Source organism: Tsukamurella paurometabola DSM 20162, from assembly GCF_000092225.1.
GTDB lineage: Bacteria > Actinomycetota > Actinomycetes > Mycobacteriales > Mycobacteriaceae > Tsukamurella > Tsukamurella paurometabola.
In genome coordinates, this window is the sequence record NC_014158.1 from 4,153,187 (window position 1) to 4,168,288 (window position 15,102).

Sequence of the window (15,102 nt, forward strand, 5' to 3'; positions counted from 1 at the left end):
GGTTCAGTGATTAGCCTCGGAGGTATCCGCACCGATGCCGCCGCCCCGGAGACAGTGATGCAGTGGACCGTGATCGACCTCGCCGACGCCATGCGACTGGCGCGCGGGCTGGGCGAGGAGTGGTCGACCGCACCGGAGTTGGTCCAGGTGGTGGCGGCCCGTCGGGACCGGCCCATCGATGTGACCGCCACCGACCTCACCGGCACCGGCATCACGGGCACCGTGCTCGCCGGCCGTGACCGGGACACCATCGTGCATGCCACCGGGCTTCCGCCGTTCTTCGCCGAGCACGTGATCTTCCACGAACTCGGGCACCTGGTGTGCGGACACCTGGACGACGCTGAGGCAGGCGAGCGGATCCGGTTCCGCAGCGCCCACTCGAATCCGGCACACGAACACGAGGCCGAGCTGGTGGCGACCGCCTTCGCCCAGGTCCGCTCGGAGCGTGGCCGTCACCGGCGTCGGGTCGCCGACGACGGCGGCTTCATCGCCACGCTGGCTCCGCACATGTTGTCGCGATGAGTCCGTCATGCCGCCTCCGCATACCGTTGTCGTCCTGAACGACGTCCTGTTCTCCGGGGCATCGCTCGCCTGCGCCCTCGTGGCGGTGTTGATCGCGGCCACCTGCCTCAAGCCCGGTCGCGCCGCGCAGGTTCGCCGCTGGCTGGCGCTGTCCTTCGGCCTCAAGGCACTCGGATTCGCCAGCGCCGCACCGTGGATCGTTCGGCGGGTGAATGCCGTCTTCGCCGACTCCGCCTCGCTGCTGATCACCTACTCCATATCACCGCTGTGGTGCGCATCGATGATCCTGGTGGCACGCTCGTGGCGGCTCGGATCGGTGTCCCGGGCCTTCGGATTCACCGTGGGCGGAGCAGCGATCGGCAGCACCGTCGCGATGATCGTGCTGTGGTGGCACACTCCCCGGACCGATCTCGTCGGCTCGGTCAGCGCGAAGCTCGCGGAGACAGCGACCGGGACGGCGCTGATCCTGACCTACGCCGGCTCGCTGTCGATCGGGCTGATCGTGCTGTTGGGCGCGTGCCGGTTCCACACCGACCGCCTGGGCGAGGTGGCCACCCGGGAGGTACGCACCGCGGTGGCGATCATCTCCGCCGGTGTCGCGCTCGATCTGGTCTTCGCGGCCAACCAAGCCGCCAAGGCATTGTCGAGCGCGCACGGAACCCCGCTCGTGGCATTGGAATACGTCACCGCACCATCGGCGATCCTGGCCGCCGTGCTGTTGGGAGCCGGCTTCGCGTACCCGGAAGCCCGGCACCGCTGGCGCGATGCCGCTCGCGACGCCCGAGCCCGCCGGACCTGCCGCGCACTCACCCCGCTGTGGACCGACCTGAACACCACCCGAGGCGCCGAACCCACGCCGTGGCTCGCCGCCGCGCACCCCGAGATCCGCGTGTACCGGATGATGGTCGACATCCACGACGGCCTGATCCATCTCGCCCCCCTGCTCCCCGGCGTCGGCGAGCGATCACACCCGCAGTCGAGCGCGGAGTTCGCCCGGGAGATCCGCGGCGCTGTGTTACAGATGCATAAATCGGACAGTCCGACGGAGGGACAGTACGGGTTCGGCGAGATCGCACGCCGCCCGGATCTACCGTTTGACCAGCAGATTTCTTGGGTCAGCTCAGTCTCGCGCGAGTACCGATCGTTAACGGATCGTAAACAAACCTAAAAGGTGATTCGGGTCACTACCGAATTCTACTGTCAGTAGATACTGTGGGTGTCAGACGTTCCGCCGACGCCGCCGGACGTTGCATCATATTCCTCCCCACGGGGACACCCACGACCGCAAGGTGCTCGCCATGAACGAGAATTCCGTAGTCGCAACCCGTACCGAGAGCTTCCGGCGGCCGAACGGCATCCGGATCTCCTACCGCTACACCCCCGCTGCGGCGCACGCAGCGAACCAGGCGCCGATCTTCCTCCTGCACGGAACGTTCCAGTCCGCGCGCATCTGGGAGTCCATCGGTGTCACCGACGCCCTGCGCGGCGATCGTCCGCTGATCGAGGTCGATATGCTCGGCCACGGCGCCAGCGACAAGCCGGTCGATCCGCAGGACTACCTGATCGAGGCGCTGGCCCACGACCTGCTCGGCATCGCCGACGAACTGGGCTTCGAGCGATTCCACACGGTCGGCTTCTCGCTGGGTGCACGCACCTCGCTGCGCATCCCGTTCATCGCACCGGGCCGGCTGGAATCGATGGTGTGCGTGGGCGGTTCGCACCGCCCACAGCCCTCGTTGGCGGACCGCGTCTTCTTCCCGGGCGCCCGGGCCGCGCTCGACAGCGGATCAATGGATGTCTTCATGGATCAGTGGGACGCGCAGCGCGAGCGGCCGCTCAGCGCTGCGTCACGCGATCGTCTGCGCACCAACGAGCCGGGGGCACTGGCCGCCTTCTTCGACTCGCAGGAACTCGATTCGGGTCGCGAGATCGACGACTATGCAGCGGTGTTCACCCCAGCGCTGTTCCTCGTCGGCGAGCACGACTCGGAGCGCCTGGCCGATTCCTGGCTGCTCGCGGGGACCATGCCGGCCGGCTACTTCTCCGTGCTCGAGGATGCAGACCACTCTGCGTCGATCCGCGCCGCGGCACCGGAGATCCTGCGGCACTTCGACGCACTGGAGTTGGCGTCCGCCGCCTGACCCCGCTCGTACTCCACCGGGACCCGGTCGACGATCTACTCGTCGGCCGGGTTCTGTGCTGAATGACCGGCAGCCGGAAGACCCTCCAGCTTCCGCGCGTTGTCGATGATCGCGACGATACTCGCCAGACTGGCCTCGCCGAGCCCTTCCGCCCGCAGTGCCAGCGCGCGAATCCCCGCCTCGCGCATCACCAACTCGGCGGCGAGCGCCGCCTCGTCGTCGGTGCCGGGTGCGGTCAGATGATCGACCGGAACCTCGAAGTACGCGGCGAGCGCCCGCAACAGCTCGATCGAGGGGTTGGCCCGGCCACCGTTGCGGAGCGCCGAGAGGTAACCCCCGGACACCCGCAACGCCGGATTGCGCTCGCGCAACTCCGCGGCGATCGCATTGTTCGTCCGGGGCCGGCCCGCGGGGAACATGTCGCGCTCCTTTCACCTCGGGCGGTACTGAGACCTCCGGCCGGGAATCATCGGAGATTCGATGATGAGCTGGTCAACCTGCATGTTCGGCACGCGCCGCACGCACCGTCCGGCGCCACCGGAGCACCTCGCGCACCGCGAGGAAGGCCATGAACGTTCCCAACACAGCCGCGAGCCCTCTCTCCGGAAGGGCGAGCGCAAGGCTGACGCCCACGAGCGATCCGGGCAGCGCGGCGAGAGCGAGTGGCTTGCCCACGCGCAGGTCGGCGCTGCCGTGCCGGATGTGGGTCACTGCGCCGACGATGGCATTGGGCAGCATCACCAACAGCGAGGTTCCTGCCGCCGTGTGCAGGTTGGCACCGAACAGGACGGCCATCACCGGCACCACGAGCAGACCTCCGCCGAGGCCCATCGCCGCGGAGTAGGCGCCCACGATCAGGCCGGTCACCGTGGCCACCGCCACGATCAGCGCGGTGCCCTCGAACAAGCCCGACGAGGAGCCGACCTGGATGCCGAAGGCCTGCAACAAGAACTTCGTCGCCGACAGGGTGAGCACCAGCACGAACAGTGAGCGCAGCACCGCCTCGGGGACTTTGGATACCCAGCGGGCGCCCACATAGGCGCCGACCACGCCACCGATCATCAGGCCGATTCCGGGAACGATGTCGACATGGCCGCCGCGGAGGGCGTAGACGATCGACCCGACCAGTGCCGCGGAGACGTTCGCCAGGGTCGACGTGCCGTGGATGACGTGCCGCGGCAACGTCGAGTGCCGATCGAGGGCCGGCACCGTCACCACGCCGGTGCCACCCCCGAGCAGACCGCCCGAGATGCCGCCGAGGAACCCGATCGAGGCCGACCGGCGCGGGCCGGGGATCTGCGGACCGCTGACCGACGATCCGGTCGCGGCGGGGGCTGCTGCCTGAGTCATGGCGGACCTTTCATTGCTCGGCTAACTATTACCCAGGCTATTCGTGTCGAATCGATATGAAAATCCCCTCTTTTGCATCGCTATGATGCAAATGTGCAGCAATCGATGGATCGGCAGCATGCCCTCGCCCCGGCGCTCACTGAGTTCCACGCCGTCATGCGCACCGGCAGCTTCGCCGGCGCAGCGACCGAGCTGCGGCTCACCCCGACCACGGTGAGCCGGTCGATCCACCGCCTGGAGCACCGGCTGCGCCTGCGCCTGTTCGTTCCCCAAGGGCGCGGCGTGGCCCCCACCGCTGCCGCGACCGAGCTGGCCCGGTACGCCGAACGTGCGCTCGACGAGCTCGCCGTCGGCCTCCAGCGCGCGGATCTCGAGGCCTCGCCCGCCCCACTGATCCGGCTCGGATTCATCCGCACGCTGGGAGCGTCCTTCGTTCCCCGGATCGTGGCCGCGTACCGCCGTCCACACCCGGACGTGCGGTTCGTCTTCGAACAGGGCGTCACCGACGATCTGCTCGACGCGGTCTCGGGGCGGCGCATCGATGCGGCGCTCGTCTCACCGCCCCCGGCCCGCGACGGACTCACGGTGACCGCGCTGTTCGATCAGCCACTGGTGGTGGTCCCGCCCCCGGATTCGCCGTTCGCGGGGCGGGGGGAGATCGCCCTCGCCGAGCTGGCCGACGAAGGATTCATTCTGGCCCAGGCCGGCCTCGGCACTCGGGCGGCCACCGATGCACTGTTCCTCGGCGCCGGCTTCGAACCCCGCATCGTGCTGGAGACGGAGGACATGGCGATGGCACGCGCCATGGCTCAGGAGGGGTTGGGGCTGGCACTGGTGCCCGGTCCGGCCCCGGGTGACCCACCGTTCCCGCAGGAACACGTGCGTTTGACCGACGCCGCTGCGGTCCGCTCAGTGGTCGTGGTGACCGCGTCGGACGCGGCCGAATCCTCCCCCGCGGTCGCCTTCGCCCGGTTCTTGGCCCCGGCCGCCGCACCCCGGGGATGACATCCGCGCAAGGGTCCGGTGAATTCTGTGAGATACGGTCACGATCGGGCGATGCGCTGGTCAATGCTGTGCAAGGCTGAGCGGCGTAGTCAGTCCGCCCTTGCCGAAAGCTGAGCGAACCATGCCGGAGTTCGTATCGACGTCCCGTTCCCGCCGTCTTGCCACCGGGTTGATCGCCCTGGTGAGCACGATCGCACTCGCCCTGGGCACCGCCGCCGTCGGTGCCGCGGTCTGGGCGACGACGGTGCTGGTCGTGCCCGGAACGGGAACGAAGAACCCCGCCGTGGTGCCGGGCTATCAGGAGAACGCCGTCGGCTATTACGTGGCACCGACGGGGGCCTGCGCGGACGGTTGCACCGCCGCCCCGGTGCCGTACATCGCCGAGTTCTGGCCGATCCCGCTCAAGGGGTGGGGCGGGCTCGAGGGCGCCAAGTGGGACGATTCCGTTGCCAGCGGGGTCACCAGCCTCAACACCGTGTACGCGGCCACCGACAAGACCGAGCCGATCGTGATCTTCGGCTACTCGCAGGGCGGGACGGTGGTCAGCGATGTGAAGCGGCAGTTCGCCGCGCAGCCGGGCGGCGTACCCGAGAACGTCTCGTTCGTCCTGATCGGCAATGCGAGCCGGCCCAATGGAGGCCTGTTCTCACGGCCGGCGTTCCTCGGCCATATCCCGATCCTCGACGTCACCTTCAAGCCGGGCACGCCCACCGACACCTCGACACAGGTCAACACGACCGACGTCGCGTTCCAATACGACGGTGTGACCGACTTCCCGCGCTACCCCGTGAATCTGCTCGCCACCGCGAATGCGCTCGCCGGTTTCTGGTTGGTGCACGGCAAATACCTCACGCCCAAGGGCGACGATCCGGCAACGGCGACCCCCATCGGGTACACCCCTGATGAGGTACGCACCGCAGTCGCCCGGGCCACCGAGAACTGCACCGCCGCGAACTACTGCCAGGTCAGCGGCGACACCCGATACGTGACGCTGCCAGCGAAGATCCTGCCGATCATGCTGCCGCTGCTCGACCTGGGCGCCGCCACCGGAACCACCGCTGTGGTGCGCCCGCTCGTCGACCTGATCTCCCCGGTTACCCGGGTTCTCATCGAAACCGGTTACACGCGTGATGATTACGGCCGCCAGACGCCGTTCGGTGTGGTGCCGCTGCTGAATCCGTTCACGCTGACCGCCGATCTCGCCAGCGGAGTGGTGGAGGGTGTGCGCGCCGCCGCCACCGGCACCGGTGACGCCTCGCGCTACCTCGCGCCGAAGCCCGCGCCGGCGACCGAATCCACGGGTACCCCGAGCGCCGCGGCTTCCTCGACCGCTGCACCGCAACCGGTCTCGCTCACCCTCGCGCAGACGCCGTCGAGCACCGCCGCGGCGGGATCGAGCGCAGCGGGATCGAGCGCAGCGGGATCGAGCGCGGCGGGATCGAGCGCGGCGGCGACCGGTGCCGAGTCCACGAGCGCAGCGACGAGCAGCACGGCATCGTCACAACCGACCGACACCGCCAAGGCCACCGGCACCGCGACCACGGAAGCCACACCGACCGGTTCCGCCGCGGGCGCGGCCTCGGGCACCGCGAAGGACACCTCGCCGGGCGCCTCGGAGGAGACCTCTTCGTCGGGCACCGCGAAGGCGGGCACGTCGAAGGAGTCCACCGGCGCCCCGGCCACGGACGCGGCATCGACCGGCTCCTCGGCGAGCGAGCCGGTCGGGGTGGCCGCGGCGGCCTAGCTGCCCGAGAAGAACGCGGCGGTGCGCTCGCCCTGTGCGCGGGCCTGCTCCTCGGGCACGCCGGCGGCGACGGTGGCGTCGGCCCACTTCGCGGCCGAGGCCTTGACGAAGGCCTGCGCCGTCGGGGTGGCGAAGAAGGCTTCGGCGTCCTCGGGCCGGTCCTGGCCGGTGATCAGGTAGGCGCCCAGACCCAACAGGCTCAGATCCCAGCCGACGCCGGTGGCACCGGGGCCGAACTGCTCGTAGAAGTCACGTGCGTTATCGCCGAAGTGGGTCAGCGTGAGGCGGGCACCGTCACCGTCGGGCGCGACGGTGACCTCGACCTTCGAGGCGCCGCCCATGATCTCCCAGCTCACCAGGTAGCGGTTCGGGGCGTCGCATTCGAGCACCGAGCCGGCGGCGTTGTCCTCCACCTGAAAGCGGCCGCCCAATTCGAGGTCGCCGTGCACGGCGGAGAACCACCGCGGCAGGCGCTCGGCATTGGTGACGGCATCCCACAGATCGGCGACGTCGGTCGGGTAGGTCTGGCTCAGCGATGCGGAGACGTACACATCGCCCTCTCCGCTGTCGCGGACTTCGGCGGTGCGGGTGACGGCCTCCGGGGCGGCCGCGGCGAGTGCGTCGATGTCGTAGGTCATGATTCCTCCAGCCTGCGCGTGCGTTTGCCGCGCGCGATCTCGGTACCCAGGGCCGCGAATTTCGGCTCCCAGAAGCGTCGAAAAGGGATCAGCCAGTCGTCCACCTCGCGCAGCGACTCGGACTGCACCGCGTAGAGGCGGCGCGTGCCTTGGGGGCGCACCGTGACGAATCCCGACTCCCGCAGCTGACGCAGATGCTGGGAGACGGCGGGCTGACTGATTCCGAAACGCGCACGCACCTCGTCGGTCAGCTCACCCGCCGACTTCTCGCCGTCGGCGAGGAGTTCGAGCAGGTGGCGGCGGACCGGATCACCGAGGATGTCGAAGGCGTGCACCCGATGAGTATTTCATTGATGGCTTATATAAGTCAAGAATAAAATATGGATCTAGCTGACGGTGACCTTGATCGTCCGGGTGGCGGTCGCCTCGTTCAACCGAGCCGTGTCGACGCGGAGCACTTCCAGGCTGTCCTGCAGGCCGTTCGCGAGCATCTTCGGCTTGAGCTGGAAGGGCACCTTCGGGCCGGCGATACCGGCCAGGCCGAAATCGCTGTCGTTGGCGATGTACAGGGTCTTTCCGCCATCGACGGTGGTCAGACCCTCGACCTTGTCATGGCCGAAGAAGGTACCTCGAGGATTGAGCTTGTCGACGAGCCCGCTCAGGTCGAGCGCCACCGACTTACGGACGGGCGTGATGCCCGCGGCTTTGAGGGCGCTCTCCGCCGCTGCGGTATTGCTGACCCCCACGATCGTTTCCAGATTCTGCTGCTCGGTGAGCGGCGTGGCACCGTCGAGACTGATCGTGTAGATCGTCTTATTGGCCTTGGGGGCGAGTTTGCCGTCGCGCTCGTCGACCAGGAACTCGGTGTTGGAGATCGCGGTGATCTCGGAAACCGCCTTCTTGGTGTCCTTGGGGTTGTCGAGCAGGTACGCGAACTGCTGTGTCGCCTTGGTCTTGAGGTCGACGGTCACGATCCGGGTGGCCGGTACCTCCTTGGCATTGCCGCTCAGCCCCGGCAGGTTGAGCGCCGACTGCATGATTCCGACCAGCTTGGAACCGTCGGGAGTGAGGGTCAGACCCTCCATGCCTTGGTTCGGGGTGCGGTTCTTGAGCACCTCGGGTAGGCCGCGCCCCGGCGCGAGCCGCTCGAGCTCCTGGCCGTTGGAGTCGAAGTGAATGAGGAACGGGCCGTATTCGTCGGACACCCAGAAGGATCCGTCCGGCATCGCGACCAGGCCCTCGGAGTCGATGCCGTGATCCGTGGGCGGGATCTCCCGGCCGTCCAGGTCGATGATCTTCTCGCCCGTGGGCGCCGCTGTGTCAGTGCGGCCGTTGAGCGGCCGGCCGTCGGGGCCCTTGAGGGTGATCACACTCAACAACCTGGCGACCCCGGATTCGAGCTTGAACCGGCCGATCTGCGGCGTGAAATCGGGTGTCACCGAGATCTTCTGATCCTTCTGCGGACCATCGACATTGGGGCCGCGATCGGTGAGGCCGTAGAACTCGTCCGGTGCGCCGGGAACGGGCACCCACGACGAGCCGTAGCCGCTCGCGTCCACGCTGACCCCGCCGACGGTGGTGAGCGGCGGGATGTCCGAGGAGAACAGCTGGACCGCAGGCGACACGGTGGCCTTGAGCTCCACCGTCCCCGTGTAGCCGCTGTTCGGCTTGAACACCAGGGCACCGCCCTTCCCTGCCTCGACGGTGCCGTTCGGCGACGATTCGACACCGACGACCGCACCGCCGTCAGCGAGCTTCGCGAGCTGTCCGGCGGAGATCGTGAGCGGCGTGTTCACGCCGGTGGTCAGGTCGAGCGTGGCGGCGTCGTCGCCACGACCGGAAGAGCATCCAGCGCTGACGATGACCAGTGTGGCACCGATCAGTGCGGCGGCGAGCGGGGTGACGATCAGGCGGCGATCAGACATGGCACTGTGCTTACCAGATCGACGTGAACCGCTCATGGCTCGATGTGATCCGCCCGGTGCGCGCGGCTACGCGGTGCGCAGATGCAGCAGGTGCACCCCACCCGCGGCCACGGATTCGGCCACCGCCGCGGTGAGGCCGGTGCGCTCGACCCTCCGGCCCCGGGCGCCGAACGCCTCGGCCAGCGCCGCCCAGTCCGGCTGGTGCAACTCGACACCGATGGGAGCGATGCCGCGCTCGACCTCGTTCTGCCGGATCTCAGCGTAACCGCCGTTATCCACGCAGACGATGGTGAGATCGATCCGCTGCTCCACGGCCGTGGCCAGTTCGTTGACGCTGAACATCAGCGCACCGTCGCCCAGGACGGCGACCACCGGCACATCCGGATCGGCGATCCGTGCACCGATGGCGGCGGGGAGTCCGTAACCGAGCGTGGCATAGGTCGGCATGTAGAGGAATCCGTGCGGTGCGGACTGGGTGAGGACATTGCTCAGTCCGAGGTAGACGACCTGCGACGAGTCGCCGGCCACGATCGCACCCGCGGGGATCGCGGTGGCGATGTCTTCGGCGAGGGCCACGGTGTCCGCGTCCACGGCGGACATCTCGGCCGCGATGGCGCGCCGCACGGGATCCAGGTCCGGCCTGGGCCGGTCCGCCGGTCGAAGCCGGTGAAGTAGTGCATCGAGAGCGGCCGCACTATCCCCGAGTAGACCGACATCGGCGGCGAGGTTCTTCTGCAACTGGTCCGCAGCGATGTCGACGCGGATGACGCTGCCGCGCGCCGCGACCGACGGCCACCACAGCTCGGCCTCGCCCAGTTTCGAGCCGACGACGAGCAGAACGTCGGCGTCCTCGGCGTACTCCCGCGCGGCGGGCAGGCGCAGATTGGCGCCGAGCGACAGGGCATGCCGCTCATCGAGCACCGCCTTGCCGTTCGTGGTGGTGAGCACGGGCGCGCAGAGCCGCTCGGCGAGCTCGGCGACGCGGGCCGCCGCGCGGGTCGCGCCGCCGCCGGCGATGATGACGGGCCGCTCGGCGCCGGACAGCAGCTGCGCCGCGCGCTCGACGTCCCCCGGATCCGGCTCGGCGGGCGCAGCGGCGGGCCGGGCGCAGCGCAGCACCGGATCGACACCCGCAGGTTCCTCCAGCAGGTCGAGCGGGATCTCGATGTGCACCGGCCTCGGCCGGCCGGACGTGAACAGCGCGAAGGCATCGTGGACCGCTTCGACGGCGGCCTCGGCGGTGAGCACCCGCCGCGACCACTGCGCCACCGCGTCGACCATGGCCGAGGCGTTCTTCGTCTCGTGCAGCGTCCCGACATCGGCGAACTCGGCTCCGCGCGGGGTGCCGGGCGAGATCACCAGCAGAGGCCGGGATTCACAGAAGGCCGTGCCGATGGCGCTGAGCGCGTTCTGCAGCCCGGGCCCCGATGTGGTGATGACGACGCCGGGAAGGCCCGTGCGCTGCGACCATCCGTCTGCGCCGTAGCCCGAGCCCTGCTCGTGCCGGTTGGTGACCGCGCGGATCCCCAGGTCGGCGAGCGGTCGGTACAGCTCCAGGTTGTGCGTGCCGGGGATCCCGAAGACAGTGGTGATGCCGTAGGAAGCAAGGCATTCCATGACGGCCCGACCCGTGGTGTCGGCGTAGCGATGAGCCGGGTCCGCGGTGTTCGGCTGGTTGTCCATGGTGCTCATGCCACACCGTACCGACGGCAGCCGTCGACCCAGGTCTGCTGTACCTCGATCTCGGCGATGCGTTCCGGCGGCACCGCGAGCGGATCCTCCGAGAGCACCACGAAGTCGGCGTATTTGCCCACGGTGAGCGAACCGAGATCGTCTTCGCGGCCGAGCGAGACCGCGCCCTCGTAGGTGTGCGCTCGAAGCGCGGTCCGGGCGTCGATCCGCAGCGTGTCGGCGCCGAGCCGGTGCCCGCGCCGGGTGACCCTGGTGACCGCGGTTCCGATGGCCTCCAGCGGGATCGGGTCGGCGACCGGCGCGTCGGAGGAGATGGTCGGCGCGACGCCCGCGGCCACGAATTCTCCGAGCGGATTGAATCGCTCACCGGGCGTGCCGATGGCCTGTTCCACCCCCTCGCCCCAGTTGTAGTAGTGCTGGGGCTGATTCACGGGCCGGATGCCGGACGCGGCCATCCGCGAGATCTGCTCCGGTGTGGGGAGTCCGCAGTGCTCGATCCGGTGGCGCGCATCGTCGTCGGGCCGATCCGCCAACGCGGATTCGATCGCCGAGACCACCATCTCGATGGCCGTGGGCGACTGCGCGTGCGTCGCCGTCTGCAGTCCGGCCAGATGGGCCTTGCGGATCAACGCCGCGTACTCGGCCGGCTCGTGATAGAGCTGACCGGTCCGGCACGGGTCACCGACATAGCCGTCGGGGAAGTACGCGGTCCACCCGCCCAGAGTGCCGTCGGCGTACAGCTTGATTCCCGCGAAGCTCAGGCGGGAGTTGCCGAACTGACCCACCAGGCCCATCTCGATGGCCTCATCGAGCAGGTGTGAGAGCAGGTACATGCTGACCCGGAGCGGCAACCGGCCGGCTTCGGCGAGCCGCAGGTACATGTCGAACTCGCGGCGCGAGACCTGGGCGTCGCCGATCGTGGTGACGCCCCCGGCGAGGAACCTCCCGGTGGCGGCATCGAGTTGGCGCAGGTGTTCCTCCGGTTCGTCCGCCAGGTGAAAGTTCGGCCCGTGGTGCCCCACCTTGACGCCTTGAACCCCGGTCAGGATGTTGCACGCGGCATCGGAGAGCTCTCCGGTCAGTTCGCCGTCCGCATCGCGGAAGAATCTCCCGCCCTGCGGGTCCGGCGTATCCCGGTCGACGCCGTGTGCCGTGAAGGTGAAGGAGTTGACGACGCCGCCGTGACCCGAGGCGTTCATCAGGTAGACCTCGCGGTCCGCCGCCACCTGATCGAGCTCGAACCGGGTGGGGTGTCGTCCCTCCACGAGGTTGCGGTGCTCGTACCCGTAGCCGCGAATGGGGCGTCCCGCGGGCAGGTCGGCGGCCGCGGACCTGAGAAGCGCGACGATCTCGGGGATCGTCGTCGCTCGCTCCGGGCCACAGTCCACCCATGTCATCATCTGGCCGTACATCAACGGGTGCGCATGGGCATCGACGAAACCGGGAACGATGACCGACGCACCGACGTCCACCGTGTCGGGGGACAGGTTGCGCCGACCGGCCTCGGTACGGCACTGCGCTGCGGTCCCCACCGCGACGATCCGGCCCGCGTGCACCAGCATCGCCGTGGCCTCGGGGGCGTCGTCGTCGACGGTGTGGATACGCCGCGCGAGGATCAGCAGGGGCGTGCTCTGTTCGGAACGGTCGAAGGGGGCGAGCTTCCTCATGCGGCGGTCCTCTCGGAGACGGTCCCGTCGGGTGCGGAATCCGGCTCGGCATCAACATATTGGGGTGCGAAGTACGTGCAGACCGTCGCAATGGCCGCCATCACGGTGAACATGGCGATCACCGACCAGATCGATCCCGTCCAGCCGAGCAGCATGGTCGCGAACCAGGGCGAGAATCCCGCCCAGATGGCCGCTCCCAGCCCGTAGGTGAGGGCGACCGAGGTGTAGCGCGCCCCAGGCGGAAACAGCTGGGACATGATCGCGGCGAGCGGTGCGTAGGTGGCGCTGAGCGCCACGCGGACGAGTGAAGCCAGCAGGAAGACCAGGGGTTCGACGTGCCCCGGCAGGATCAACAGGAACGGCGCGAAGGTGAGCACCGATGCCGCCAAGCCGATGTACATCACGTTCTTGCGACCCCATTTGTCGCCCAGCCAGGCCACCGGCAGGGTCACCAAGAATTCCACGAGGGACGCCACCGTCATGGCGTCGAGGATGACCCGTTCGGACATCCGGATCGTCTCGCCCGTGGCATAGGACGTGGCGAAAGTTGTTGCCAGGTAGTAGCCGCCGGTGGAGATCGGCAGGATGCCGATGCCCAGCACGATGGCGAGACGATTCGAGCGCAGCGCGGACCGCAGTGGCAGCTCCTGCTGCTTGCCCTGCACTTCGGCCTCGAAGACCGGCGATTCCTCGACGCGGTACCGGACCCAGAAGCCGACCGCGATCAGGACGATCGACAGCAAGAACGGGATGCGCCACCCACCATTGAGGATGAAGTCGTCACCGAGGCGCGACATCAGCGCGAAGATTCCCGAGGCGAGAAGCGCGCCTGCGGGATTCCCCAGCTGAGTGAAGCCCCCGTAGAAGGTCTTGGACTTCGCCGGTGCATGCTCGACACTCATCAGCACCGCGCCACCCCACTCACCTCCCACGGCCAGGCCCTGCATCGCCCGCAGCGCGATGAGCATGATCGGTGCCCAGATTCCCACCTGGGCGTGGGTGGGCAGCACGCCCACGAGCACCGTCGAGACGCCCATCAGCAGGAGAGTCAGCACGAGCGAGCGTCGTCGTCCGAGCCGATCACCGATGTGGCCGAACAGGATCGCGCCGACCGGCCGGACCACGAAGGCGATGGCGAAGGTCGCGAACGCCGCCGCCGTCTCCGCGACCGCATTGTCACTCGGGAAGAACAGCGGACCGAAGACCAGTGCGGCGGCGGTGGCGTAGACGTAGAAGTCGTACCACTCGATCGTGGTGCCGACGAACGCGGCGAGCCCCGCACGGCGGGACCGGTTGTGACTGCTGGACATGGACAGCTCCTCGCTGCGGGAAGTATGCGCATGATCGTAAGTTCGGTGGCATGTGACGGCAAGCACAGTACCGGCGCAAATGGAGGCCCTGAACTGCGAATATGCTCGCCGTTCGCCGCCTTTCCATGGCAGATCCGCTGCTTCGCGGCAGATGCGCCGCACATGTGTAGTTGAATTCGAGCGAATCCCGCGAGTCGGATGAACGTCAGGTGAACCATGGATATCGACGATGAGCTCGTCCACGCCCTGCAGGAGAACGGCCGGATCAGCGTGCAGGATCTGTCCCGGCGGTTCGGGGTGTCGCGGGCGACGGTCGCCGCCCGACTACAGACGCTGTTCGAGTCCGGCGCCGTGCGCGTGGTGGCCGCCGTCGATCCCGGCTTCCTCGGCCAGCATGTGATCGCCCACCTGATGATCAGCGCCGACGGACCGGTGGGGCCGATCGCCGAAGCCCTGGCCGAATACGAACAAGCGGTACTGGTCTCCGCGGTCGGGGGCGCGCCGGACCTGATCGCCGAGATCCGGGTGGGCTCGCACACCGAGTTGCACGATATGGTCCGCACCATCCGCGCGATCCCCACCGTGACCGCGGTGCAGACCCACGTCTACGCCTCGGTGATCAAAGGATTCCTCGTCTCAGGCCATCAGGGCGAGACCGCGATCGACGACATCGATGTCGCGATCATCGAGCAATTGCAGCGCGACGGCCGGACCAGCTTCCGGGCGCTCGGCGACCGCGTGCGCCTGTCGCCGTCGTCGGTGTCCGCGCGCGTCCGGCGACTGATCGATCACCGGGTGATCCGCATCAGCACCGTCGAGGCGCGCAGCGTCACGCAGCGGCAGCTTCCGCTCGGTATCGGAATCGTGTTGCGCGACGACGACGATGCGGTCGTCGAGTACCTGACCCAGCGCCGGGGCGTCGACTTCGCGGCCCGGGTGACGGGGCGATTCGATGTCCTCGCAACCCTGCTGGAACGCAGCAGCGCGGCGCTGCTGCAGATCGTCGAGGACCTACGGTCGATGGCGGGCGTCGGACACGTCGAGGCGTGGGTGCACCTGTCGATCGTCAAGGAGGACTATTCGCGGGCGATCGGCCGCACGGGCTGAC

The 15,102-nt window shown here is 68.5% G+C and carries 14 protein-coding genes; 6 read left to right on the top strand and 8 right to left on the bottom strand.

Going from position 1 to position 15,102, the window contains the following annotated elements:
* Positions 1–6 precede the first annotated feature (6 nt).
* The 3 genes from TPAU_RS20125 (at position 7) to TPAU_RS20135 (ending at position 2,663) form a co-directional block, all read left to right on the top strand.
* Positions 7–522 carry a M78 family metallopeptidase domain-containing protein gene (locus TPAU_RS20125; protein ID WP_147291118.1) on the top strand — a complete coding sequence of 172 codons (516 nt, stop codon included), beginning with the start codon at positions 7–9 and terminating at the stop codon, positions 520–522.
* Between the two features lie 7 nt (positions 523–529).
* Positions 530–1,690 (top strand): MAB_1171c family putative transporter, encoded by a 1,161-nt coding sequence (locus tag TPAU_RS20130; protein ID WP_013128587.1) that lies wholly within the window; start codon positions 530–532, stop codon positions 1,688–1,690.
* A gap of 130 nt (positions 1,691–1,820) precedes the next feature.
* Positions 1,821–2,663: an alpha/beta fold hydrolase gene (locus tag TPAU_RS20135; RefSeq protein ID WP_013128588.1), complete on the top strand. Its 843-nt coding sequence runs from the start codon at positions 1,821–1,823 to the stop codon at positions 2,661–2,663.
* A gap of 35 nt (positions 2,664–2,698) precedes the next feature.
* Here TPAU_RS20135 and TPAU_RS20140 read toward each other — a convergent pair whose 3' ends face one another.
* Positions 2,699–3,082 (bottom strand): helix-turn-helix domain-containing protein, encoded by a 384-nt coding sequence (locus tag TPAU_RS20140; protein ID WP_013128589.1) that lies wholly within the window; start codon positions 3,080–3,082, stop codon positions 2,699–2,701.
* A gap of 73 nt (positions 3,083–3,155) precedes the next feature.
* Positions 3,156–4,013, bottom strand: a complete 858-nt coding sequence (locus tag TPAU_RS20145; protein ID WP_013128590.1) for a sulfite exporter TauE/SafE family protein — start codon at positions 4,011–4,013, stop codon at positions 3,156–3,158.
* Between the two features lie 93 nt (positions 4,014–4,106).
* On the opposite strand from TPAU_RS20145, the gene TPAU_RS20150 reads away from it, so the two are divergent.
* Both TPAU_RS20150 and TPAU_RS20155 read left to right on the top strand, forming a co-directional pair.
* The gene (locus tag TPAU_RS20150) at positions 4,107–5,018 is read left to right on the top strand and encodes a LysR family transcriptional regulator (RefSeq protein ID WP_041944519.1); all 912 of its coding nucleotides are present in this window, start codon (positions 4,107–4,109) and stop codon (positions 5,016–5,018) included.
* Positions 5,019–5,199: 181 nt separating this feature from the next.
* A complete protein-coding gene (locus TPAU_RS20155) occupies positions 5,200–6,762 on the top strand; it encodes a PE-PPE domain-containing protein (RefSeq protein WP_187290997.1) in 1,563 nt (520 codons plus the stop codon).
* On the opposite strand, the gene TPAU_RS20160 is transcribed toward TPAU_RS20155, so the two are convergent.
* The 6 genes from TPAU_RS20160 to TPAU_RS20185 form a co-directional block, all read right to left on the bottom strand.
* A complete protein-coding gene (locus TPAU_RS20160) occupies positions 6,759–7,400 on the bottom strand; it encodes an SRPBCC family protein (protein ID WP_013128593.1) in 642 nt (213 codons plus the stop codon). The genes TPAU_RS20155 and TPAU_RS20160 overlap by 4 nt on opposite strands.
* A complete protein-coding gene (locus tag TPAU_RS20165) occupies positions 7,397–7,735 on the bottom strand; it encodes an ArsR/SmtB family transcription factor (RefSeq protein WP_013128594.1) in 339 nt (112 codons plus the stop codon). Before TPAU_RS20165 ends, TPAU_RS20160 begins: the two co-directional genes overlap by 4 nt.
* Positions 7,736–7,786: 51 nt before the next feature.
* Positions 7,787–9,325 (bottom strand): esterase-like activity of phytase family protein, encoded by a 1,539-nt coding sequence (locus TPAU_RS20170; RefSeq protein WP_013128595.1) that lies wholly within the window; start codon positions 9,323–9,325, stop codon positions 7,787–7,789.
* A 66-nt stretch (positions 9,326–9,391) separates the two neighbouring features.
* Positions 9,392–11,017, bottom strand: a complete 1,626-nt coding sequence (locus tag TPAU_RS20175) for a thiamine pyrophosphate-binding protein (RefSeq protein ID WP_013128596.1) — start codon at positions 11,015–11,017, stop codon at positions 9,392–9,394.
* A complete protein-coding gene (locus tag TPAU_RS20180; RefSeq protein WP_013128597.1) occupies positions 11,014–12,684 on the bottom strand; it encodes an amidohydrolase in 1,671 nt (556 codons plus the stop codon). The genes TPAU_RS20175 and TPAU_RS20180 overlap by 4 nt, the downstream gene beginning before the upstream one ends.
* Positions 12,681–13,994, bottom strand: coding sequence for an MFS transporter (locus TPAU_RS20185; RefSeq protein WP_013128598.1), 1,314 nt, complete (start codon positions 13,992–13,994; stop codon positions 12,681–12,683). Before TPAU_RS20185 ends, TPAU_RS20180 begins: the two co-directional genes overlap by 4 nt.
* A gap of 216 nt (positions 13,995–14,210) precedes the next feature.
* Here TPAU_RS20185 and TPAU_RS20190 point away from each other — a divergent pair, with 216 nt between their 5' ends.
* Positions 14,211–15,101 (top strand): Lrp/AsnC family transcriptional regulator, encoded by an 891-nt coding sequence (locus TPAU_RS20190; RefSeq protein ID WP_013128599.1) that lies wholly within the window; start codon positions 14,211–14,213, stop codon positions 15,099–15,101.
* The last annotated feature ends 1 nt before the right edge of the window (position 15,102 follow it).

Excerpts from the sequence above, each read along its gene's own strand:
- TPAU_RS20130 (WP_013128587.1), top strand. The coding sequence starts at position 530 with ATGCCGCCTCCGCATACCGTTGTCGTCCTGAACGACGTCCTGTTCTCC.
- TPAU_RS20135 (WP_013128588.1), top strand. The coding sequence starts at position 1,821 with ATGAACGAGAATTCCGTAGTCGCAACCCGTACCGAGAGCTTCCGGCGG.
- TPAU_RS20140 (WP_013128589.1), bottom strand. The coding sequence starts at position 3,082 with ATGTTCCCCGCGGGCCGGCCCCGGACGAACAATGCGATCGCCGCGGAG.
- TPAU_RS20145 (WP_013128590.1), bottom strand. The coding sequence starts at position 4,013 with ATGACTCAGGCAGCAGCCCCCGCCGCGACCGGATCGTCGGTCAGCGGT.
- TPAU_RS20160 (WP_013128593.1), bottom strand. The coding sequence starts at position 7,400 with ATGACCTACGACATCGACGCACTCGCCGCGGCCGCCCCGGAGGCCGTC.
- TPAU_RS20170 (WP_013128595.1), bottom strand. The coding sequence starts at position 9,325 with ATGTCTGATCGCCGCCTGATCGTCACCCCGCTCGCCGCCGCACTGATC.
- TPAU_RS20175 (WP_013128596.1), bottom strand. The coding sequence starts at position 11,017 with ATGAGCACCATGGACAACCAGCCGAACACCGCGGACCCGGCTCATCGC.
- TPAU_RS20180 (WP_013128597.1), bottom strand. The coding sequence starts at position 12,684 with ATGAGGAAGCTCGCCCCCTTCGACCGTTCCGAACAGAGCACGCCCCTG.
- TPAU_RS20185 (WP_013128598.1), bottom strand. The coding sequence starts at position 13,994 with ATGTCCAGCAGTCACAACCGGTCCCGCCGTGCGGGGCTCGCCGCGTTC.
- TPAU_RS20190 (WP_013128599.1), top strand. The coding sequence starts at position 14,211 with ATGGATATCGACGATGAGCTCGTCCACGCCCTGCAGGAGAACGGCCGG.